The following is a 22,456-nucleotide window of genomic DNA, read 5'->3' as shown; positions in this document are numbered from 1 at the left end:
TCCCTAAATGGACTCCCAATTAGAATCGGAGACTGCTAGTATATATTGATTAAAAAATGAATAGTATTTTTTCATATAAAAATTATAACTTGTTTATTCTTAAAACAAAGGCCAAGTTGCAAACATGCTAAGTCAACTATTGAGTAAGTCTTCATCGATGATGGTAGGGATAGATATCGGTTCACATGCTATAAAAGCAGTGTTACTGAATGAAACGGACAGTGGCTACCGGCTTGAGGCGTTAGCAATAGAGCCTATGCCAAAAGGCACTATGGCTGAGCGCAGTATTCAAGATATTGAGGCAATTGGTAATATTATTACTAAGCTAAAACGTAAATTGCCTAAGTCAATTAAGTCTGCTGCGGTTGCTGTGTCTGGGCAAACAGTGATCACAAAAGTGATTTTTATGGATGTTACGCTCACTGATGCAGAACTAGAGTCGCAAATAGCCATTGAGGCAGACAGTCTTATTCCTTATCCGTTAGACGAAGTTAGCCTAGACTTTGAAAAATTAAGTACTAATGAAGCTGATCCATCAAAAATGAATGTGTTGTTATCAGCAGCGCGTACTGAAAGTGTGGAAGCCCGCGTAGGTGCGTTAGAGTCAGCCGGTTTAACTGCGAAAGTGGTTGATGTGGAAAGCTATGCTTTGAGCCGCACTATGGATGTTTATTATCAACAATTACCGAGTGACGCATTTAACAAATGTGTGGCGGTCGTTGATATTGGCGCAGTGCTGATGTTGGTAAGTGTGGTCCTCGGTGGTGAAACAATTTATACCCGAGATCAAGTATTTGGTGGCGACCAATACACTAACAGTATTGTGGCCTATTATAATAAAAGCTTTGATGAAGCTGAGATTGGTAAAACAACGGGTGATTTACCCCCTAATTATACTTTTGAAGTACTGGCGCCGTTTCAAACGTCATTGTTACAACAAGTACGCCGTGCAGTGCAGATGTTTTTAACTACGAGTGGCAAAGATCAAATTGATTATATTGTACTTACTGGCGGTACTGCGATGATAGATGGCTTAGATAGGCTGCTAATTGAAGAGCTTGGTATTCACACTATAGTGGCAGAACCGTTTGCAAATATGGATATTTCCCCGCATGTGGATCGCAATGTGTTACAGCGTCACCGTACTCAATTTGCAATAGCGACGGGTTTGGCATTAAGGAGCTTTTCATCATGCCACATATAAATCTACTGCCGTGGCGTGAACAGCAACGAAAACAATCACAAACTAAATTTGCCACTATTTTGTTTTTAGTGGTACTTGGTAGTTTTATGAGTATGTATTTATTAAGTACTTATTACGGTAACTTGCGTGATGGGCAAAATATCAAAAACAATTATCTTACAGCTGAAATTAGCCAGTTAGATCGCCGCATTAGCGAAATTCGTGAATTAGATAAAAAGAAAGAAAACCTACAACAACGCATGCGTTTAATTGAAGAACTACAAAGCAGCCGTAACTTGGGCACCCAAATCATGGATGAAGTAGCCAAAATAGTACCGACTGGTGTTTACTTAACTAAGTTAGAGCGCCGTGGCAGTGCGATACATGTGGTCGGCCGAAGTGAATCTAACAACCATCTTTCAAATATGCTTCGTGAAGTACAAAACTCTTACTTGCTCGAAAAGCCCACCATGCAAGGTATTGTTGCTGGGGAAAAATCGTCACGCTTATTAAGTGATTTTAATATGGAATTTTATGTAAAAGCGTTTGATAAAATTGGCGAGGTTAAGCAATGAACCTTGATATCAAAGCATTAACTGAGATTGAATGGAACGAAATTGAGCTTGAGAATATTGGTGATTGGCCAATTGTAGTTAAAGTTATTTGCTGTACTTTTGTTGCCGCATTAGTGCTGTTTTTTAGCTATAGCTTATTAGTTTCAGATGAAATTGATAGTTACCACAATGCGGTTAGTAAGGAAGTTGAATTACGCAGCACCTACCGTGCAAAGTATGCAGTAGCCAGTAATTTAGAGATCTATCGCCAACAGATGGTTGAGATGGAAGAGAAATTCTCTTTACTACTAAAACGCTTACCCACTTCTAATGAGACGCCGGGCTTACTCGATGATTTATCGTACGTAGGTACCACCAGTGGTCTAACTTTTCTTAAAATTGGCTGGTTACCTGAAGTTGAAAAAGAGTTTTATACTGAATTACCGATCAAAATTGAAGTGATAGGCAGTTATCATGAGTTTGGTGATTTTGTTGGTAAAGTAGCGCAATTGCCACGTATTGTCAGCTTGCATGATTTTTCAATTAATAGTTCGGATTCCGGTAAGTTGACATTTAGTGTGGTCGCTAAAACTTACCGCTATGAAGGCGGCGTGAAGAAAGTAGGAGCTAAAAAATGAAAAAATTAGCTTTTGTTTTACTTAGCAGTGCTTTGCTCAGTGCATGTAACGATGACACCTCTGAGCAAAAAGAGTTTATTGACCAAGTAAAAGCCAGTACAACGCCTAAAGTTGAGGAAATTCCGAAACTGACAAAATTTGAACATTTTGAATACAATGCACAGCAATTACGTAGTCCTTTTGTTGCGCCACAACCCGAAATTATTCAAAATAACATGATCCAAGTAAAAAATTGCTTACACCCTGATCCTGAACGTCCACGCGAGGTATTAGAAAAGTATCCATTGGATAATTTAGCGATGAAGGGCACCTTAGGATCGGATGGACAAACGTGGGCATTGATAAAAGCAGCGGATGACACCTTGCACCGAGTCACTGTGGGCAATCATGTTGGTTTGTACCATGGCGTTGTACAGCAAGTAAAAAGTGATTATATAGAATTGTTAGAATTAATTCCCGACGGGTCTGGTTGTTGGAAAGAGCGCCTGACAAAGCTTGAAATGTTAGAGGCGAGCTCCAATGGCACTAGTTGAAAATAAAAAAGGTAAAATTAAAATGCATAAGGGAGTATCGTGGAGTAATCGCATTCAACAGGCTTTGTTTGTTGTTATTGCCCTTTTTATCACGCAATCAGCAATGGCGACACCGCTGCTGTATGACATTCGTTATAACCCACTCATGGCTGGAGAAACACAGTTACAGCTAGTCTTTGATGAAGAGTTGACGACAGAGCCAAAGGTTCAGGTTTTCAATAACCCTGCCCGCATTGAAATGCGTTTTAACGCAGCCGATGTTGAGCAAGGTTTGGCCGATGTAGCAATTAATCAAGCTGGCATTGAAAATGTGAGTAGTGTGACTACGGATGGTACTTTAATCGTTACTGTGCACTTAGAGCGTTTAAAAATTTACCAAACATCTGTTAATAATAACCTTGTTTCATTACATGTATCTGATAACCCACTCACAGCACAAGCGGGTAATAACACAACTCAAGCTGAGGCGAGTCATTATATAAATTCAATTCAGTCGATTGATTTTCGTCGTGGTGAAAAAGGTGAAGCGCGAGTATTAGTATTTTTACAAGATACCCAAGCTGCGATTGATGTGCATGAAAGTGGTGGGAAAATAATTGCTGAGTTTCACCATACCGATATTTTAGATGACTTATTGTATGAACTAGATGTGCTCGACTTTGGCACAGTAGTGAGTTCAATTGAGACATTTAAAGAAGAGAATATGAGTCGGGTGGTAATAAGCCCTAATAGCGCGTTTAAATTTACTTATCAGCAAATAGAAAATATTTTAACTTTAACAGTTGAAAAAGATGACTCACAGCGTTCTTACCTAGAAGGTGGCAAAGAGTACCAAGGTCGCCCTATGACCTTAAACTTCCAAGACATTTCTGTTCGTGCGGTATTGCAGATCATTGCCGGTTATAACGACTTTAACTTAGTAACCAGTGACTCAGTCAATGGTAACATCACTTTGCGTTTAGACGGTGTGCCGTGGGATCAAGCACTTGACGTGGTATTGCGTGTTAAAGGCCTTGATAAACGCATGGATGGATCTATTTTAATGGTGGCACCTTCTGAGGAACTGGCGGCTCGTGAAGCTAAAGAGCTTAAAGCCAAGCAGCAAGTTGAAGATTTAGAGCCGCTTTACAGTGAATACATTCGTTTGAATTATGCAAAAGCGGAAGAGTTTGCTGATTTACTAAAAACAGATACTAACAGCATCATTAGCGTACGTGGTAGCGTGTCAGTTGATAGACGTACCAATACCTTACTGATTAAAGATACTGCAAAAAGTATTGAAAGTGTGCGCCGTATGGTTGAGACCCTAGACATAGCAGTACGACAAGTTGTTATTGAAGCACGAATGGTGACTGTACGCGACAACGTGAAAGAGGATCTCGGTGTACGTTGGGGCTTTAGCGATCAACAAGGCACTGATGGTATCTCGGGGACACTAGAAGGCGCGAACACGATTTCTAACGGCACTATTCCAAGTATTTCTGATCGCCTTAATGTTAACTTGCCAATTACCGGGGCTGCTGGCAGCATTGGGATGCACGTTGCTAAGTTAGCTAATGGTACGTTACTTGATTTAGAGTTAACGGCGTTGGAAGAGGAAAACCGCGGTGAGATTATTGCGAGTCCGCGGATCACTACCGCTAATCAGAAAAAAGCACGTATTGAGCAAGGTACTGAGATCCCGTACGTTGAATCTGCTTCAAGTGGGGCAACCACGGTAAGCTTTAAAAAGGCTGTGTTAAGTCTTGAAGTTACACCGCATATTACCCCAGATAATAAAGTGATTCTGGACTTGATCATTACTCAAGATACCCGAGGTGATACAGTGCAAACAGGAACAGGACCTGCTGTTGCAATTGATACCCAAGAAATTCAAACCCAAGTTTTGGTTGAGAATGGTCAAACAGTGGTACTTGGTGGTATATTCCAGCAGCAAATCATTAACTCAGTTAAAAAAGTACCATTATTAGGTGATGTTCCTTACCTAGGAGTGCTGTTTAGAAGCACAAGTGAGTTTAATGAAAAGAAGGAATTGCTGATTTTCGTTACTCCGAAAATCCAAATAGAGTAATTTTCACTGATTTATTCTTACACAACGGGCAATTATTGACTTTAATTGCTCGTTAATTGGCTTTTTGTTCTAATTGACTTGAAATACCCAATCAATTACTGAGATAATCCCCTCCTTAATTTTGGGGCCAGGTCGTTAGGCGGGGTTTTATTTCAAATTTTAGAGTTCGTTTGTACTAAAAGATATGGCTGAAAAACGTAATATATTTCTAGTTGGCCCTATGGGGGCTGGCAAAAGCACAATTGGTCGTCACATTGCAGACCAATTGCACCTTGAATTCGTCGATTCTGATCAAGAAATCGAACGCCGCACTGGTGCTGATATTGCCTGGGTGTTTGATCTTGAAGGTGAAGAAGGCTTTCGACTTCGTGAAGAATCTGTCATTGGCGACCTAACTGAAATGCAAGGTATTGTACTTGCAACAGGTGGTGGCTCAGTGATGAGTAAAGAAGTACGAAATAAGCTTTCGGCTCGTGGTATCGTGGTATACCTTGAGACACCAATCGAAAAGCAAGTTGCACGTACGCAGCGCGACAAGCGTCGCCCATTACTGCAAACAGAAGAAGCACCTCGTGATGTTTTAGAGCGCTTAGCTGAAGAACGCGAACCGCTGTATAAAGAAGTGGCTGATTTTACTGTACGCACTGATGAGCAAAGCGCTAAAGTTGTTGCTAATCAAATCATTGAGAAATTAGATTTTTAAATACCAATAAGAAAGGATACTAGCAATGCTTGAATTAACAGTTAATTTAGACGAGCGAAGTTATCCTATTTATATTGGAAAATCTGCACTTCAACAGACTGACAGGCTACGTCATCATATTGGTGATTGTCGGCCTATCATTATCACTAATGACACCATTGCACCTTTATACCTAAGTGATGCAATGGCGTTGTTAGCTGATTTAAATCCACTAAGTTTTATTATTCCTGATGGTGAGCAATATAAATCACTGGAATGGTTTGAGAAAATTTCAGCATTTTTACTTGAAAACAACTGCGGTAGAGATACCTGTTTAATTGCCTTAGGTGGCGGTGTTGTTGGTGATCTAACCGGTTTTGTGGCGGCTTGCTATCAACGCGGCGTACCATTTATTCAAGTACCTACTACATTGCTATCACAAGTTGACTCTTCTGTTGGTGGAAAAACGGCAGTTAATCATCCTTTAGGTAAAAACATGATAGGGGCGTTTTATCAGCCTCAAGCGGTTTTTATCGATACGCAATCACTGCATACACTCCCTGCTCGTGAGTTTGCAGCTGGTATGGCTGAAGTTATTAAATATGGCTTAATTTACGATACTGAGTTATTTAGTTTTCTTGAAACTAACATCGCGCAGTTACAGGCTTTGGATGAAGAAACTATCCAGCACGTGATCTTCCGTTGTTGTGAAATTAAAGCTCTGATCGTTGCTCAAGATGAAAAAGAAGCGGGCCTACGTGCTTTGCTGAATTTAGGGCATACATTTGCACACGCTATTGAAGCGCAAATGGGTTATGGGCAATGGTTACATGGTGAAGCGGTGGCAACCGGCATGGTATTAGCTGCAAAACTTGCACATACTCGTGGTGATTTAACTGTGGAACAAGTATCAAGAATTGTGACATTAATTGCACAGTACAACCTACCGTGTGATATTCCTGATGTGATGAACAGCGAACACTTTTTACATCACATGCGTAAAGATAAAAAGAATAAAAAAGGTACAATTCGTTTTATTCTTCCTACTGAGTTTGGCCAATGTGCGCTGGTTGATGACGTCTCTGATCAACAGGTTAGAGATTTAATAGGGCGCTAATGCAATCGCAAATCTTACCTAGCCGTGCGGCTTTGGTTGATCGGATTGCCCTGCAGTTTGAATATGGGCAAAATCTCATTGTCTTATTAGGCCCTTCAGGGCTTGGTAAAAGTTACCTTCTAGAAACCTTTATCACTGATAAATATAGTGATTTTAATAAATCATTTGTGCAGTTACATGCCCGCATGACAGATAGCCAGTTAATGTCTGAGCTACTTGAACAAAGCTTTCGCTCGCCATTGATTGATCAAAATCTAAGTTTGTCAGAGAACTTTTACCAATTAGCAAAACAGCAAGACTGTGGCTCTTGCTTGTGGGTGCTAGATGGTGGTCGGCATTTGTCTGAAGAAATGGTGCAAGAACTAACAATACTTGCTCAGCACAGCCCAACAACGCTTTATATTTTATTGGCATCGCAATCGGTAGGGCAATTTAATAAAGCCGTTGAACTTCATTTAGAGCCCTTGTCTATTGCTGAAAGTAAGCAGTTAATGCAGTGTTATTTTCCTGATTTACCATATGATGAAGATCCTGTTTTTCAAACCTTTTTGCAAGAAGCGCATGGTAACCCGAGCCTATTATTAGCATGGCAGCCTACGCAACATACTGCAAAAGTAGCAGTAGCAGATAAAGTATCTTGGCGTTTACACTTGATTGCGCTGTTGGTAATTATAATGCTGTTGATCATTGGTTTTTTATATCAATCGGATATGACCCGTTGGTGGCAAGATTTTTATCAGCAACAACCAGACAGTTCGGTGTCGACAGCGATTCCAGTGGCCACCTTAAAGCAACCAGTTGCAGAGCCTGCATTAGCAACGAGTTCTTCAGCAGTAAACCTTACTGATGCTGAATTAGCCGAGCAACAAACTCAGTCAGAACAGGGAGAGCAGTCGAAGGAAAATCCTTCTCAAGACAACCTTGAACAGAAAAAACCTGCCCAAGACAGCTTAACTAAAGAAAGTTTAGATAAAGAGAACAATGTTGCGGCAATATTAGATAGTTTAGCGCCTGCAGCAGAGCCAGTTGATGTTATTGCGAGTCTAGCCGATGATGTTGACTCGAAAGCGAGTCGCGCAGCAGATTTGCCAGTTGATAATGGCTGGTATTTACAGCAGGCCGATGAGCAGCTTGTGATCCAGCTACTAGCGGTAACTCAACAGGCCGTTGCCGAGCAGTATGTGGTTGAGCAAGGCTTGCAGTCACTTGCTAAAGTTTACCAGACAAGGCGAAATGGCAAAGTGTGGTGGCTAGTCACTTATGGTAGCTATGATAATTTAAAAAGTGCGCAACAGGCGTTATCGAACTTATCTGAAACAGTGCGTAAAAATAAGCCATTTTATAAAAAAATCAGTAAAATAAAACAAGAAATCGCGTTACTAGATCAGTAAACTTACTTTGATTAGTGTAAAATCGCGGCACACCAGTTTGAAGTAAAGAGCCGATGCAGAAAAAGACCAGAGCCTTCCTTAAATGGGCTGGCGGAAAATACAGCTTAGTTGAAGATATTAGCACGCGCTTAAATGAAGCGAGTAAGCATGCTGATACCTTAGTTGAACCGTTTGTTGGCGCTGGTTCGGTATTTTTAAATACCGATTTTAAACATTACATCCTCAATGATATTAATGCTGATCTAATCAATCTTTATAACGAACTAAAAAACTCACCTGATGAATTTATTAGTGACGCTAAAAAGTTATTTGTTGATTTAAATAATCAAGCTGACGCGTATTACGATTACCGCGTACAGTTTAATCAAAGTAATGATATTTATGAGCGAGCTATTTTATTTTTATACATGAATCGCCATGGTTACAATGGCTTATGTCGTTATAACTTGAAAGGCATTTTTAATGTGCCATTTGGTAAGTATAAGCGTCCTTACTTTCCAGAAAATGAAATGTATATTTTTGCCGAGAAAGCACAACAAGCCACATTTACTTGTTTAGGCTATGATGACGTATTTAAATTAGTTCCAGATAATGCGGTGATCTATTGTGATCCTCCGTATGTCCCTTTGAGCAAAACGGCTTCGTTTACCTCGTATGCTAAAGGTGGTTTTAATTTAGATGATCAGGCCAACTTAGCAAATTTAGCAGAGCAGGCTGCATTTGAAAATAAAACGCCTGTATTGATCTCAAACCACGATACGGTCTGGACTCGCAAAATTTATAGCCAAGCGAGCTTGGCAGAAATTCAAGTTAAACGCACGATTAGCCCTAAAGGTGGCTCGCGTAACAAAGTAAATGAGTTAATGGCTATGTATTTAGCACCCAAGTCACCACGCCATAAATAGCGGCAACAAAAAGAGTAAATAATATAACTGCGATGATGATAATACTCAGTGGCGAGTGTTGTTTGAAGTCAGAACGGCGTTTGTTTTCAGACTGCACGCCGAAGAATGCTGCAATAACGCTTTGCATAGCACTCAGCAGCTGTTGCATTTAATTAAAACCGCGGACTAAGTGAACGCGCTTTTTTTGGTTCATCTGAGCTAGTTAGTAACTCAAGTAAATCTAAATAATGGAACTGTGCACTACGGCTTTCACCGGTGAGCCATGACATCCAACTTGATTCTTGTTCGACTTTCATGCATTGGGTAGCATTATTAATAGTGAGGTGTCCAGAGCTACATTGGCAATCGTTTGCTGCCATAAAGGCATCATCACTTTTTGAAAAATAGCTTATAGAAGCGATAGTTATAGCAGCCGCAGTTAAGATCCCGATTTTAAAAGCACGCATTTGACTAAATCCATAATAATGTAACTCATTAGAGCATACATAAAAAATGCTCAAATAACAAACTTAATTTACCCTTAATAAATATAAATTTTTAATAAAATTAAACGCTTAAGGTAAAAATAATGTTTAAATTTAGTTGCTTGAAATTTAACCGTTGCATTTAATTGAATAGAGTTAAAGCTTAAATTTATGGGTTGTTTCGCTCATTATTGAATGTCGTACAATATATTGCAGATTTATTTTCCCGCCTTCAGGTTATTTGTTACATTAGGCGTATCAAGGCTTTATAAATCAGCTTAGTTGCATTTATGAATACACTCTAAGGATTGTTTATGTTAGAAACACTACAAAAGTATCTGATTGCTCCCTCTATTTTATCTGCTGATTTTGCGCGCTTGGGCGAAGATGTTGAGCGTGTCTTAGACTCAGGTGCAGATGTAGTGCATTTTGATGTCATGGATAATCACTATGTACCAAATCTAACAATTGGCCCTATGGTCTGCAAAGCGCTACGTGATTATGGCATCACAGCGCCTATTGATGTGCATTTAATGGTTAAACCTGTTGATAGTTTAATTCCGCAATTTGCAGAGGCTGGTGCGTCAATTATTACCTTTCACCCAGAAGCGAGTGAACATATTGATCGTACTTTACAGTTGATCAAAGACCATGGTTGCCAAGCTGGCTTAGTATTTAATCCCGCAACGAGCTTAAGCTATTTAGAACACGTGATTGATAAACTTGATGTGATTTTACTGATGTCGGTAAACCCAGGGTTTGGTGGTCAGAGCTTTATTCCCCATACTTTGGAGAAACTTCGTCAAGCGCGAAAAATTATAGATGACTCAGGTCGTGCAATACGCTTGGAGGTGGACGGCGGGATTAAAGTCGACAATATAGCCGCTGCGGCTCAAGCTGGCGCGGACATGTTTGTAGCAGGTTCCGCAATCTTTAATCAGCCAAATTATAAAGCAGTGATAGAGCAAATGCGTGAACAGTTAAAAGGTGTTAAGTAATGAAGTACGAGGTTGCTTTATTTGATTTAGATGGCACTTTAGTTGATAGCGTTTATGACTTATATATCGCTATGAATCTGACCTTATCTGACTTGGCTTTTCCTATTGTGAGTCAGCGCTTGGTGGAAAGCTGGGTCGGCAATGGCATTGAAACTTTGGTAAAACGGGGTTTAAGTGGTGATATGCAAGTGAGTGAGCATTTAGACGCTGTACTTGCTGACAAAGCAATTACGTTGTTTTACGGTCATTATGGACAAATTGTTGGTGAATACAGTGTGTTGTATCAACACGTAGAAACTGGCCTTGCGGCATTACGTGGAGTACCAAAAGCGTTGATCACTAATAAAGCGCGATGCTTCACAGAAAAACTATTAGATAAACTCGCATTAACAAGTCACTTTGAAGTGATAGTTTGTGGTGACGACATGGCTAAAAAGCCATCCCCTGAGCCGCTTTTATTTGCTTGTCAGCAATTAAATGTAGCTGTTAGCCAGGCAATAATGATAGGTGATTCAAAAAGTGATATTTTAGCTGCTCAAGCTGCCAATATTGATGTAATTGCGTTAAGTTATGGCTATAACCAAGGTGAAAACCTCAGTGATTATAATCCGCAGTACCTCTGTGATACATTCTTAGATATAATACCTGTGCTTAGCCAAAGGTAAGCGCTTGCATTTTTAATTTTAGTATTTTTTATTTTAGTAATATAAAGGAACATCATGAGTAAACCAGTAGTGTTAAGTGGCATGCAGCCAACCGGTGGGATGACAATAGGCAACTATGTTGGTGCTATTAACCAGTGGGTAAAGCTACAGGAAGAATATGATAGTCACTTTATGTTAGCCGATTTACACGCCATTACCGTACGCCAAGACCCTGAATTGTTAAGAGCGCGCGTGTTAGATGGTATTGCTTTATATGTAGCGTGTGGAATTAACCCTGAAAAAGCTGCACTATTTGTGCAATCACAAGTGCCTGAACATGCTCAATTAGGTTGGGTATTAAACTGTTATGCACAAATGGGTGAGCTGAACCGCATGACCCAATTTAAAGACAAGTCAGCCAAGAATACTAATAACGTCAATGTGGGCTTGTTTGCTTACCCAGTACTGCAAGCGGCAGATATTCTTCTTTATCAAGCGGCACAAGTGCCTGTGGGGGATGACCAAAAGCAACACTTAGAGCTTACTCGTGATATCGCAACGCGTTTTAATAACGTTTATGGCGAAGTGTTCACTATTCCTGAACCTTACATTCCTGAGTTTGGTGCACGCGTAATGAGCTTGCAAGATCCGCTGAAGAAAATGTCTAAATCAGATGAAAACCCAAATGGTTTTATCATGATGTTAGATGAGCCGAAAAAGATTGAGAAAAAGCTGAAAAAAGCAGTAACTGATTCAGACGAGCAGGCACGTATTTATTTTGATCGTACTGAAAAACCAGGTGTATCAAATTTATTAACGCTAATGTCAGTAGCCACTAAACGTTCAATTGAAGAGTTAGTGCCTGAATACGAAGATAAAATGTATGGTCATCTGAAAAAAGATACGGCCGATGCAGTGGTGAGCATGATTGAACCAATTCAAGCGCGTTTTAAAGAAATTCGTGAAGATCAAACTATGCTTGATACCATCATGAGAACCGGCGCTGAAAAAGCCAGTGCACGCGCTGAGGTGACCTTAAAATCGGTTTACGAGGCATTAGGCTTCATACCTCGCCCATAATTTAGCTTTAGTTTGCAAAAAACCGCTTTTGAATAATATTCTAAAGCGGTTTTTTTACTTTTAAAGTGTGGCTGTTGTACTAATACCAATCGACTTAAATATTTAACCATTCTAGCGAGCTAAATAAAGCGCTAACTGCGTTATAAATTTTTCATGTAGAACAACTACATGTCAAAATTTACGCCTTGTTATCACGTCATTTATCTGTCGCTATAAATGGTCAGTAACTTAACACGATTGGTATAATAGACAATGTATGCGGCGTTTTTATAGCGCACTAGGCTTTGTCTAGTTTATCAGCTAACTTTTTATCAATTTGTTTTTGTAGCTCGTCCATTGATTTTTCCAAGTTCACATCTAATTTTGTATCTAATCCATTTTCGAATGCTTGCTCTTTCGCTTGCGCTTGTTGTACTACAGATTTTGAGATATGTAAGCTACCTAGTTGTTGCATAACTAGCTCAGGGTTACCTGCTGCCATTGCTGAAGAAGTACCAAAAGTAGCGGCGATTAAAAATACTGGTAATGTTTTTTTGATTAAATTTTTCATGATTGAACCCTTTTAATTTTTAAACTTTAAGTTAACTATTAACTGCAAATATTGGCTGCGATTAAATTAGCAGTGAACCGTTTGCTGTTGACGGTGATAAGAATAGCCCTGAAATTTAATAAAGTCGCTTATCTAGTTATGAGCAATTAATTGATAATAGTTTTTTATTTATTGTTATTTTAAATCAATGTCTTATTGTTAAACCTTATATTGCAATATAAGGTTTAACTACATAAATAATCGTCCCTGTGCTAGGGTTAGTAGATACAAAAAAAGAAATAAGCCTTATGAATTATCAAATCGGACCTTGGCAATTTATTAAAAACCGTTGTGTGGTTGTTGCAGGTAATATAGAACGAGAGTTAGATCCGTTACTTGTTAAATTACTAATGCACTTTATTAGTAAGCCTCAGCAGATCATTGCCCGTCAAGAATTAGTAGAGCAGGTTTGGCAGCAAAGTTTTGTTGATGACAATGCGATTAATCGTGCAATCTCAGAGCTACGCAAGCAACTTTCTCACCCTATTGAAAAAGCCCCATTATTAAAAACTCATTATCGCAAAGGTTATAGCTTGACTGTGGTTGCCACGCCACTAGCTGTAAATGAACCACAGCATCAGCCGAACGCTATGACCTCTATTGATCATGTTCGTGAGGTAAGTCTTAATGCGACAAATGTAAGTGATATAAAGAGCGACTCAGAAATTGCCCATGTGGTGCTTGCAGAAAGTAGTACTAGTAGCCAAGTAATAGCGACAAGTTACACTAAATCAAAACAATTTTACGTAGTTGCTGGCGTGTTGTTACTTGTGCTGATTACTGTAATTGTCAGTTGGCTGGTGATGAACAACACAAAGCAGCATCCACCTGAGCAAGGTGAGATCATAAAAACAACCGCAACAATTATCCCAAGCACATGGAATGTAGGCGCAGAAGCGGTGCCAGTTCTTTCTTTTGATAAGCAATATTTGGCCTACAGTAATACTGATTTAACTACTCAGCAACCCCATGCCTTTGTTAAGCGTATCGCCGATCAACGAGAAATAGAGTTGCATTACCAAGACTTCAATGTCTCTATTTTGTCATGGCAGCTTAAGCAGCATAGTGTATTGTTGCAGGCAACAAAATTATCTGAGCAGCAATGCTTAATGGTACTGGTTGATATTAGTGACTTTTTAAATCCTACCGCGGGGCGGGTTATTCGTGAGTGCGACTTACGTTATACCGGTTATGCGCAACTGGATGAAAGTGGTACATTCTTATATTTCAGTGAATTTAAAGACAAGCAAGGTGGCGCTGGGCTTTTACGCTATAACACTCACACTAAGAAAGAAACCACTTTAGTTCCAAGCTCTGACATATTGTATGGGGTATTGATGCCGCGTATTTCATCATCAGGTAAATACATAGGCTATATTCAATCATTGCAAGGTCAGCCATTTTCCTTTTTTACTTACAACTTACAGACGACAGAGATAAAGCGCTTTTTTCAGGGGCAGTCAAAAGGAATTAGCTTTGCATTTGATTGGCTACCTAATGAAGACCGTGTGTTTGTTTCAGAGTATGACCGCCTAACGACTATTAATGTTGTTGATGGTAGCCATACGGTTCGTGAAATATCACCTTACCTGTCGGCTTATTATATAGCGGCTCAATCCGCTAATAGTTTTTACTTTTCGCCAGCACAAACCCAGCAGCTGTCGATATTTAAAGTCACTGATTTATTTTCGCTACAGATGCAAGGGCATTATTTATACCAATCAGAAGGTAATAACTACAATGCATTGCCGCTGCTTAGTGGACAGCAAGCCAGCACATTGTTTATTTCTAGCCGCTCAGGCAATGGTCAAATTTGGCTCGAGCAAGGTGACCAACAAGTGCAAATAAGTAATTTCACCGCACAGCATGGTACGCCTGATTTTGGTTTTGTAAGAATGGCCAGTAATGGCAAGTTTTTATTACTCAAAATTAATGAACAGCTCAACTTTTTTGATATTGAAGCGAAAAAGCTGCATAGCATAGCGGAGTTAAAAGGATTAAAAGTTGCAAGCTACGCATGGTCAGATAATAACGAGCAAATATGGCTAATTGAACAGCAGGATAAACGTTATCAATTATGGCAATTTAATTTGTTAACCCGTGAATTGGCTAAGCGTAATGATATTGCCCCTTATGCATTACTTAACGATAACCAAGGGCGCAGTTATGCTGTCACCAACGATGAGCTGATCCGACTTGCGGATGATACACGTTGGCAGCTTCCTGATGCTGCCCGTAGCACCTCGTTTCATGCAATTAATGCCGAGTATTTATATATTAGTGATGGTATCTCGCGAGTAGCTCGCTTTAATTTAACCAGCCACGCACTTGAAGAAACGCATGTTGATTTCAAGTCGTTTGCCTTTAATGTCACCGATAATAATGAGCTGCTATTCAATCGCCGAGATGTGAAAGATACACAAATAAAACTAGTCAGTTGGTAGGATTTAGCTGCCTGACACATATAGATATAACTAAAGCCGTGCTTGATTTAACAAGCGCGGCTTTACTTTTTGGGTTGGTAGCTAGCTACTGCGGTGCCTTTATTCCTGCGGAGTCACAGGCTTTTACTGTAAAGCTATAGCCATAGGGTTTGCTGTTATCTAAGGCTATTTCGACAATTTCGTAATCATTTAATTCGACAACTTTGGTATTTGTGGATTTTTTACAGCGTGAGTAGCTATTTGCTTCAAAACTGTAAGCAAAGATCGCGATTAGGCGCTTACTGCGTTCAAAATAGCCTTTAGTATCAAGGAAAGAATAGACAGCATTAGAAATATCGGTATCGCCTTCTGAAGTCGCGTCGAGAGTGATTAGCGGCTGCTTGTCAGTTTCTTGTTCAGACTCAGTTTGTTGTTGTATTTTTTCTGATATTTGCTCTATCGCTTGCTCTTGTTGTGCTTTTGGCTTGGCAGATAATTGCTGACTTTGAGAAAAGGTGGTTGTTATATCATCAATAACTTCGGTTGTGGGCTTACCATCAACAAACGAAAATATATTTAGGATCACCACGCTTGCAAGTACGAAGCGCAGTAGAGCTGTTAATAAAGGTGAATAACTCTGTGTGATGAATTTGATGCGATCAGAACCAAAAGGTTTGATCAACAACAGGGCGAGAATATACAGAGGTAAAAGTAATTGCAGGGCAAGTAATGTGGCAAGAGTGATCCCCAGTGCCCATGGCGGTAAATAAATTAAGGTTGCAAAATTATGAGTGTAATTTAACTGGCTCGCCGACACCATAGTGACTTCGTTAACAATACCGCTAGCGCTGGCGAGCACAAAGTTGGCTATCGTTGCGTAAAAAATTAGTATCAGTGCTTTACCGGCAAGTGAATGCCAGAGATGATTAAACTTAGGCCAAAACTCAACGATTAAAGCAATAATACTCAAGGCCGTGCAAAGCCAACCTGATTGCAACACAACGAGGCTGGCCAATGCGAGTAAATACAGTTTTTGTGCGGTACTTAAATTAAACCAAATAGCTTGGCCGCGCTTAAAAATACGCTTTGCTTGCACTTGCCAACTCGCGTGTTGTTGCTTGAGCTGTTTATTAGCACGCCATTTGATTATTTTTAGATACCGTTGCACATTTTTCCTAACTTATAAAAGCGGCTTTAAGTAATGACCAGTATGTGAGCGCTCACATTCAGCCACTTCTTCCGGCGTGCCTGCAATGAGAATTTCACCACCACCCGCGCCACCTTCAGGGCCTAAATCAACAACCCAATCAGCGGTTTTGATCACATCAAGGTTGTGCTCAATCACCACAATGGTATTACCGTGGTCACGTAAGCGATGCAATACAACTAACAACTGCTCGATGTCAGCAAAATGCAAGCCTGTGGTTGGTTCATCCAAAATATACAAGGTTTTGCCAGTGTCACGCTTGGATAGCTCGCGGGCAAGTTTAACTCGCTGTGCTTCACCACCAGAGAGTGTGGTAGCTGCTTGGCCGAGGCGAATATATGACAAGCCTACATCCATCAAGGTTTTTAGCTTACGTGCAATCGCTGGGATTTTGTCAAAGTAGTCGTGTGCGTCTTCAACGGTCATCTCTAGCACTTGATGAATGTTTTTGCCTTTGTACTGTACTTCTAACGTCTCGCGGTTATAGCGTTGGCCTTTACAGACATCACACGGCACATAAACATCCGGTAAAAAATGCATTTCTACTTTAATTACGCCATCACCTTGGCAGGCTTCACAGCGCCCACCTTTAACGTTAAAACTAAATCGACCCACTTTATAGCCACGCGAACGTGACTCTTGAGTGCCGGCAAATAACTCACGAATACCGGTAAATATACCCGTATACGTTGCAGGGTTTGAACGCGGTGTACGACCAATTGGGCTTTGATCGATATCGATCACTTTGTCAAAGTGCTCAAGGCCTTTAATTTCTTTATATGGCGCAGCTTCTGCGGTGGTTGCACCATTTAACTCGGTATGCGCGAGCTTGAACAAGGTGTCGTTAATAAGGGTTGATTTACCAGAGCCAGATACGCCGGTAATACAAGTCATCAAACCAAAAGGAATTTTTAAATCAACATTCTTGAGGTTATTACCTGTCGCGCCAAATAGCTCTAGCCATTTGTCGTTAACTTTATGTCGAACGCTTGGCACTTCAATTTTACGTTTACCCGATAAGAACTGCCCAGTAACTGATTTTTCACTGGCTAAAATATCATCCCGCGTACCTTGAGCAATAACATAGCCACCATGCACACCAGCCCCAGGGCCAATATCAATAATGTGATCGGCAGCGCGTATCGCATCCTCATCATGTTCAACGACAATTACGGTATTACCGAGATCTCGCAAATGGATAAGCGTTTTTAACAGGCGGTCGTTGTCGCGCTGATGCAAACCAATAGAAGGTTCATCAAGTACATACATTACACCAACAAGACCTGCACCAATTTGGCTTGCTAAGCGAATACGCTGTGCTTCACCACCGGATAAAGTGTCAGCACTGCGTTCAAGAGATAAATAATTTAAACCAACATTAATTAAAAACGATAAACGGTCGCGGATCTCTTTGAGTATTTTTTCAGCAATTTGACCTTTTTGGCCGGTTAAGCTTAAACCTTCAAAAAAGTCCATGGCTTCACCAATACTCATGGTGGTTATTGCTGGCAGGTTGGTTTGCCCTATAAATACACTACGTGCTTCTTGGCGAAGGCGAGAGCCTTTACAGCTAGGGCAGGCTTGACTGGTTTGGTATTTAGCGAGTTCTTCGCGTACCGAGTTTGACTCAGTCTCACGATAGCGACGGTTCATATTATTGAGCACGCCTTCAAACTCATGGTTACGCGTTATTAAATCACCACGATCGTTGCGATAGTTAAATGCAATTTTAGTGCTGCCAGAGCCCTCTAAGATAATCTTTTTAGCCTCTTTACTTAGCTCTTGGAACGGCACTTCCAAATCAAATTTATAATGTTCAGCAACCGCTTGCAGCATTTGAAAGTAGTAAAAGCTGCGTTTATCCCAACCTTTAATTGCCCCACCAGATAAACTGAGTTCCGGGTTTTGAATAACGCGGTTAGGATCGAAATACTGTCTTACCCCTAAACCATCACAGCTTTGACATGCGCCAGCAGGGTTATTAAATGAGAATAACCGTGGCTCAAGCTCAGTCATCGCGTAGCCACAGGTAGGGCAGGCAAAGTTTGCTGACAGTAATAATTCTTCAGCATTTGCATCATCCATTGAGGCTATGGTAGCCACACCTGCAGACAATTCCAGCGCGGTTTCAAACGATTCAGCTAAACGCTGTTGTAAGCCATCTTTCACTTTAAAGCGGTCGACAACCACTTCGATGGTGTGCTTTTTGTGTAACTCTAAGGTTGGAGGATCGGAAAGATCGCATACTTCACCATCAATACGGGCGCGAATGTAGCCTTGACTGGCTAACTGCTCTAATAACTTAACATGCTCACCTTTACGCTCTTTTACTACCGGAGCCAGTAGCATCAGTTTGCTACCTTCAGGGAATGCCAAGACAGTATCGACCATTTGGCTAATTGTTTGTGCTGCTAGTGGTAAATCGTGAGTAGGACAACGTGGCTCACCTACCCGGGCAAACATTAAACGTAAATAGTCATAAATTTCGGTAATGGTACCAACGGTGGAGCGAGGATTATGTGACGTTGATTTTTGCTCAATTGAAATTGCCGGTGACAGCCCTTCAATATGATCAACATCAGGTTTTTCCATTAAAGATAAAAATTGTCTGGCATAAGCCGATAAAGATTCTACATACCGACGTTGCCCTTCTGCATATAAGGTATCAAATGCCAAAGACGATTTACCTGAACCAGATAGGCCGGTGATAACAATTAATTTATCACGGGGAATGGTTAGGCTGATGTCTTTTAAATTGTGCGTGCGGGCGCCTCGGACTTCAATGTTTTCCATGCTATCTCGTTTCATTACCAAATTGATTTACTGAGTATCTCATAATACGCAGCAAGATTAATCCTTGATCAATGAAAAAATCATCAGTTTGAAACGATTATTTCTTGTTAAGCTTGTGCTAGAATCCCTGCTCGAATTTTAATAGACAGCAAGAACACGCGAATCATGACAGCATCTTCACTTAATTCACGAGAAAAACGCGCCGCAGTATCGCTCGCGAGTGTGTTTGCATTTCGTATGCTTGGCTTATTTATGTTAATGCCTGTGCTGGCAATTTACGGACAAGATTTAGCTGGATTTTCACCGTTATGGATTGGTATTGCGATTGGTGCTTATGGCTTAACGCAAGCGGTGTTGCAAATCCCTATGGGTTGGCTATCAGATAAAATTGGCCGTAAAAAAGTTATTGTAGGTGGTTTGTGTGTGTTTGCGCTAGGGTCAGTGATTGCTGCAACCGCAGATTCTTTACAAATGGTAACCGTTGGGCGAGCTTTGCAAGGAATGGGGGCGATTGCCAGTTCATTGCTGGCGTTTGCATCCGATCTTAGCCGTGATGAGCAACGACCAAAAGTGATGGCTGTTATCGGTATGAGTATCGGCATGAGCTTTGCTGTTGCTATGTTACTAGGCCCTATGGTCGCTGCGGCTTGGGGTATTGCTGGAATTTTTTGGTTGACGGCAGCGCTGGCTATTCTTGGTATTTTTATTATATTATTCTTAGTACCCAAAGCGGTTAATAAAGCGCCCAAAGGCGATACCCTAGCCAGCTTTACAGATATTAAAAAACTAATTAAACACCCACAGTTAGCACGTTTAGATGTGGGGATCATGTTGCTGCACTTAACCCTAACCACTATTTTTGTGGCGCTACCTGGTCAATTAATTGCTAATGGCCTTGTTGCATCAGCACATTGGCAAATATATATCCCAGTGTTGATTTTTGGCTTTTTGTTAATGGCGCCGATGATGATCATCGCCATTCGTAAAGAAAAAGAAAAGCAGGCCTTTATCGCATCAATTGCTTTGTTAACACTGAGTATGACTGCAATGGCATTATGGGTTGATAGTATTTTAGGTATGGCATTATGCATGTTGGCCTATTTTGTGGCGTTTAATTTTCTAGAAGCGACTATGCCTGCATTAGTATCGCGTTTTTCACCAGCAAACCAAAAAGGTTCGGCGATGGGAGTATTTTCATCTGGGCAATTTTTTGGGGCATTTTTAGGTGGTATTTTAGGAGGTTACGTTGCGCAATCAACAACAGCACAAGCAGTGTTTGCCGCAGCCGCAGTTGTTGGGTTAATATGGCTTATCCTTGCGTGGAATATGCAAGTCCCGCCAAGAAGTAAAATGATAAGCTTAATGACTGAATTAAGTAATGAGCAGCAAGCGCAAACCCTTGCTTCTCGTTTAGTTGCTTTACCAGGTGTAATTGAAGCAACGGTAGTATGCGATGAAAATCGTAGCTATTTAAAGATTAATGATAAAGAATTTGACCTAGACCAAGCCCGTAAAGTGGCTGGTTTAATATAACGTTTATAGGAGAAAGGTCCATGGCACGCGGTGTGAACAAAGTAATCTTGGTTGGTAATTTAGGTCAAGATCCAGAAGTACGTTATATGCCTAATGGCAATGGTGTAGCGAATATTACCTTAGCAACGTCTGATAGCTATAAAGATAAAAACACCGGTCAAATGGTTGATAAAACAGAATGGCACCGTGTGGTATTTTTTGGCAAATTGGCTGAAATTGTCGGCGAATATTGCCGTAAGGGATCACAAATTTACGTTGAAGGTAAATTACAAACACGTAAATGGACCGACCAACAAGGCCAAGAGAAATACACCACTGAGATCGTAGTAGACGGCTTTACAGGGCAAATGCAAATGCTAGGCGCACGTGGTGGCGATCAGCAAGGTGGTGGCTACCAAGGTGGTCAACAACAAAGCCAAGGCGGCCAATCTCAAGGTGGTTACGGCCAACAGCAAAGCGCTCCACAAGGTGGTGGTTATCAACAAAGTGCACCACAACAAAGTGGTGGTGGTTATGCGCCTGCTCCACAACAAGCTCCTGCCGCTCGCCAGCAGCCAGCTCCACAACAGAATAATCAATACCAAAGTGGTGGCTATGCTCCACAAGGTGGCGGCCAACCACAAGGCGGTTTTGCACCTAAACCACAAAATGCCCCACAAGGCGGCGCATCAAATCCAATGGAACCACCCATTGACTTTGATGACGATATCCCGTTTTAACCAAAGACAAATTTAAAAATGTTGAAAAACACCCTTAAAAGCCGCTGTTAAGCGGCTTTTTTGATTTTTGTTAGGCAGTTTTTGTGACTATAAGCAATTTTATACTGAATAAACTTTGACTTTAATTAATTTATATGTGAAATTTCATATATTCGATATTTCATATGTTTGGCCTGCGCATTTTATTAGGAGTTAGAGTAAATGGCACATAAAGTTGAGTTACCAAATCTAGAGCAAGTACATAGTCATGTTCCGGCTGCTGGCGCCTTTAATTTAAATTTCTCTGCGCATAAGCCAAAAATTTTATTGTTATATGGCTCTTTAAGAGAGCGTTCATACAGTAAGCTGGTTATTGAAGAGAGTGCGCGACTACTCACGCATTTTGGCGCTGAAGTGAAAGTTTTTGACCCGCAAGGTTTACCGCAAACCGACAGTGAAGATGAGTCACACCCTAAAGTACAAGAATTACGAGATTTAATGCTGTGGTCAGAAGGGCAAGTGTGGTGCTCGCCTGAACGCCATGGCGCTATGACCAGTGTATTTAAAAATCAAATTGATTGGGTACCATTGAGTTTAGGTGGCGTGCGACCTACGCAAGGTAAAACCTTGGCTGTGATGCAAGTTTGTGGTGGCTCTCAATCTTTTAATGTCGTGAATCAGTTACGTGTTCTAGGTCGCTGGATGCGCATGGTTACAATCCCTAACCAATCATCTGTAGCAAAAGCCTATTTAGAATTTGACGAAGATGGTCGTATGAAACCGTCGGCTTTTTATAATCGTATTGTGGATGTGATGGAAGAGCTCATTAAATTTACTTTGTTATTACGCGATCAAAAAGACTACTTTGTCGATAGATACTCGGAGCGAGTTGAATCAGCTGAGCAGTTAAGTGAACGTGTAAACCAACGGTCTATTTAATCAGTAAATATATA

The 22,456-nt window shown here is 40.7% G+C and carries 21 protein-coding genes; 16 read left to right on the top strand and 5 right to left on the bottom strand.

Annotated elements, in window-relative coordinates:
* The first annotated feature begins 124 nt into the window (after window positions 1–124).
* The 9 genes from KAN5_RS12125 (at window position 125) to KAN5_RS12085 (ending at window position 9,074) form a co-directional block, all read left to right on the top strand.
* Window positions 125–1,204 carry a pilus assembly protein PilM gene (locus KAN5_RS12125; protein ID WP_016709536.1) on the top strand — a complete coding sequence of 360 codons (1,080 nt, stop codon included), beginning with the start codon at window positions 125–127 and terminating at the stop codon, window positions 1,202–1,204.
* Window positions 1,192–1,758 carry a PilN domain-containing protein gene (locus tag KAN5_RS12120; RefSeq protein ID WP_016709535.1) on the top strand — a complete coding sequence of 189 codons (567 nt, stop codon included), beginning with the start codon at window positions 1,192–1,194 and terminating at the stop codon, window positions 1,756–1,758. Before KAN5_RS12125 ends, KAN5_RS12120 begins: the two co-directional genes overlap by 13 nt.
* On the top strand, window positions 1,755–2,375 hold the full coding sequence (locus tag KAN5_RS12115) for a type 4a pilus biogenesis protein PilO (protein WP_016709534.1): 621 nt from the start codon (window positions 1,755–1,757) through the stop codon (window positions 2,373–2,375). Before KAN5_RS12120 ends, KAN5_RS12115 begins: the two co-directional genes overlap by 4 nt.
* Window positions 2,372–2,908 (top strand): pilus assembly protein PilP, encoded by a 537-nt coding sequence (locus KAN5_RS12110; protein WP_016709533.1) that lies wholly within the window; start codon window positions 2,372–2,374, stop codon window positions 2,906–2,908. Before KAN5_RS12115 ends, KAN5_RS12110 begins: the two co-directional genes overlap by 4 nt.
* Window positions 2,895–4,979: a type IV pilus secretin PilQ family protein gene (locus KAN5_RS12105; RefSeq protein WP_244389791.1), complete on the top strand. Its 2,085-nt coding sequence runs from the start codon at window positions 2,895–2,897 to the stop codon at window positions 4,977–4,979. The genes KAN5_RS12110 and KAN5_RS12105 overlap by 14 nt, the downstream gene beginning before the upstream one ends.
* A gap of 184 nt (window positions 4,980–5,163) precedes the next feature.
* Entirely contained in the window at window positions 5,164–5,682 is a 519-nt protein-coding gene (gene aroK, locus KAN5_RS12100; protein WP_016709531.1) for a shikimate kinase AroK, read from the top strand.
* Between the two features lie 25 nt (window positions 5,683–5,707).
* Entirely contained in the window at window positions 5,708–6,778 is a 1,071-nt protein-coding gene (aroB, locus tag KAN5_RS12095) for a 3-dehydroquinate synthase (RefSeq protein WP_138555579.1), read from the top strand.
* Window positions 6,778–8,169 carry an AAA family ATPase gene (locus tag KAN5_RS12090; protein ID WP_138555578.1) on the top strand — a complete coding sequence of 464 codons (1,392 nt, stop codon included), beginning with the start codon at window positions 6,778–6,780 and terminating at the stop codon, window positions 8,167–8,169. Before aroB ends, KAN5_RS12090 begins: the two co-directional genes overlap by 1 nt.
* 53 nt (window positions 8,170–8,222) lie before the next feature.
* On the top strand, window positions 8,223–9,074 hold the full coding sequence (locus KAN5_RS12085) for a Dam family site-specific DNA-(adenine-N6)-methyltransferase (protein ID WP_016709528.1): 852 nt from the start codon (window positions 8,223–8,225) through the stop codon (window positions 9,072–9,074).
* Here KAN5_RS12085 and KAN5_RS12080 read toward each other — a convergent pair.
* Both KAN5_RS12080 and KAN5_RS12075 read right to left on the bottom strand, forming a co-directional pair.
* Window positions 9,037–9,222: a DUF2970 domain-containing protein gene (locus KAN5_RS12080; RefSeq protein WP_016709527.1), complete on the bottom strand. Its 186-nt coding sequence runs from the start codon at window positions 9,220–9,222 to the stop codon at window positions 9,037–9,039. The two genes, KAN5_RS12085 and KAN5_RS12080, sit on opposite strands and share 38 nt — an antisense overlap.
* Before the next feature lie 4 nt (window positions 9,223–9,226).
* Entirely contained in the window at window positions 9,227–9,520 is a 294-nt protein-coding gene (locus tag KAN5_RS12075) for a hypothetical protein (RefSeq protein ID WP_016709526.1), read from the bottom strand.
* 332 nt (window positions 9,521–9,852) lie between these two features.
* On the opposite strand from KAN5_RS12075, the gene rpe reads away from it, so the two are divergent.
* Genes rpe through trpS form a run of 3 tightly spaced genes read left to right on the top strand, consistent with a single transcriptional unit; the run spans window position 9,853 to window position 12,260 of the window.
* Entirely contained in the window at window positions 9,853–10,536 is a 684-nt protein-coding gene (gene rpe / locus KAN5_RS12070; RefSeq protein WP_016709525.1) for a ribulose-phosphate 3-epimerase, read from the top strand.
* A complete protein-coding gene (locus KAN5_RS12065) occupies window positions 10,536–11,201 on the top strand; it encodes an HAD-IA family hydrolase (protein WP_016709524.1) in 666 nt (221 codons plus the stop codon). The genes rpe and KAN5_RS12065 overlap by 1 nt, the downstream gene beginning before the upstream one ends.
* A gap of 54 nt (window positions 11,202–11,255) precedes the next feature.
* The gene (gene trpS, locus KAN5_RS12060; protein WP_016709523.1) at window positions 11,256–12,260 is read left to right on the top strand and encodes a tryptophan--tRNA ligase; all 1,005 of its coding nucleotides are present in this window, start codon (window positions 11,256–11,258) and stop codon (window positions 12,258–12,260) included.
* 277 nt (window positions 12,261–12,537) lie between these two features.
* On the opposite strand, the gene KAN5_RS12055 is transcribed toward trpS, so the two are convergent.
* Complete coding sequence (locus tag KAN5_RS12055; protein ID WP_016709522.1) at window positions 12,538–12,810, bottom strand: hypothetical protein; 273 nt, start codon at window positions 12,808–12,810, stop codon at window positions 12,538–12,540.
* Between the two features lie 287 nt (window positions 12,811–13,097).
* Here KAN5_RS12055 and KAN5_RS12050 point away from each other — a divergent pair, with 287 nt between their 5' ends.
* On the top strand, window positions 13,098–15,293 hold the full coding sequence (locus tag KAN5_RS12050; protein WP_244389790.1) for a winged helix-turn-helix domain-containing protein: 2,196 nt from the start codon (window positions 13,098–13,100) through the stop codon (window positions 15,291–15,293).
* An 85-nt stretch (window positions 15,294–15,378) separates the two neighbouring features.
* On the opposite strand, the gene KAN5_RS12045 is transcribed toward KAN5_RS12050, so the two are convergent.
* Both KAN5_RS12045 and uvrA read right to left on the bottom strand, forming a co-directional pair.
* Window positions 15,379–16,440 carry a hypothetical protein gene (locus KAN5_RS12045; protein WP_244389789.1) on the bottom strand — a complete coding sequence of 354 codons (1,062 nt, stop codon included), beginning with the start codon at window positions 16,438–16,440 and terminating at the stop codon, window positions 15,379–15,381.
* Between the two features lie 12 nt (window positions 16,441–16,452).
* Window positions 16,453–19,272 carry an excinuclease ABC subunit UvrA gene (gene uvrA / locus KAN5_RS12040; protein WP_244389788.1) on the bottom strand — a complete coding sequence of 940 codons (2,820 nt, stop codon included), beginning with the start codon at window positions 19,270–19,272 and terminating at the stop codon, window positions 16,453–16,455.
* 165 nt (window positions 19,273–19,437) lie between these two features.
* On the opposite strand from uvrA, the gene KAN5_RS12035 reads away from it, so the two are divergent.
* From KAN5_RS12035 to arsH, 3 genes are all read left to right on the top strand, one after another.
* Window positions 19,438–20,805, top strand: a complete 1,368-nt coding sequence (locus KAN5_RS12035; RefSeq protein WP_244389787.1) for an MFS transporter — start codon at window positions 19,438–19,440, stop codon at window positions 20,803–20,805.
* A gap of 20 nt (window positions 20,806–20,825) precedes the next feature.
* On the top strand, window positions 20,826–21,524 hold the full coding sequence (gene ssb, locus KAN5_RS12030) for a single-stranded DNA-binding protein (RefSeq protein ID WP_016709517.1): 699 nt from the start codon (window positions 20,826–20,828) through the stop codon (window positions 21,522–21,524).
* A gap of 201 nt (window positions 21,525–21,725) precedes the next feature.
* Window positions 21,726–22,442 carry an arsenical resistance protein ArsH gene (gene arsH / locus KAN5_RS12025; RefSeq protein ID WP_138554298.1) on the top strand — a complete coding sequence of 239 codons (717 nt, stop codon included), beginning with the start codon at window positions 21,726–21,728 and terminating at the stop codon, window positions 22,440–22,442.
* Window positions 22,443–22,456: the final 14 nt, after the last annotated feature.

It is taken from the genome of Pseudoalteromonas sp. KAN5, from assembly GCF_022846535.1.
Classification (GTDB): domain Bacteria; phylum Pseudomonadota; class Gammaproteobacteria; order Enterobacterales; family Alteromonadaceae; genus Pseudoalteromonas; species Pseudoalteromonas haloplanktis.
The sequence above is the reverse complement of the archived record's forward strand: the minus strand, read 5'-3'. Positions and strand labels throughout refer to the sequence as shown.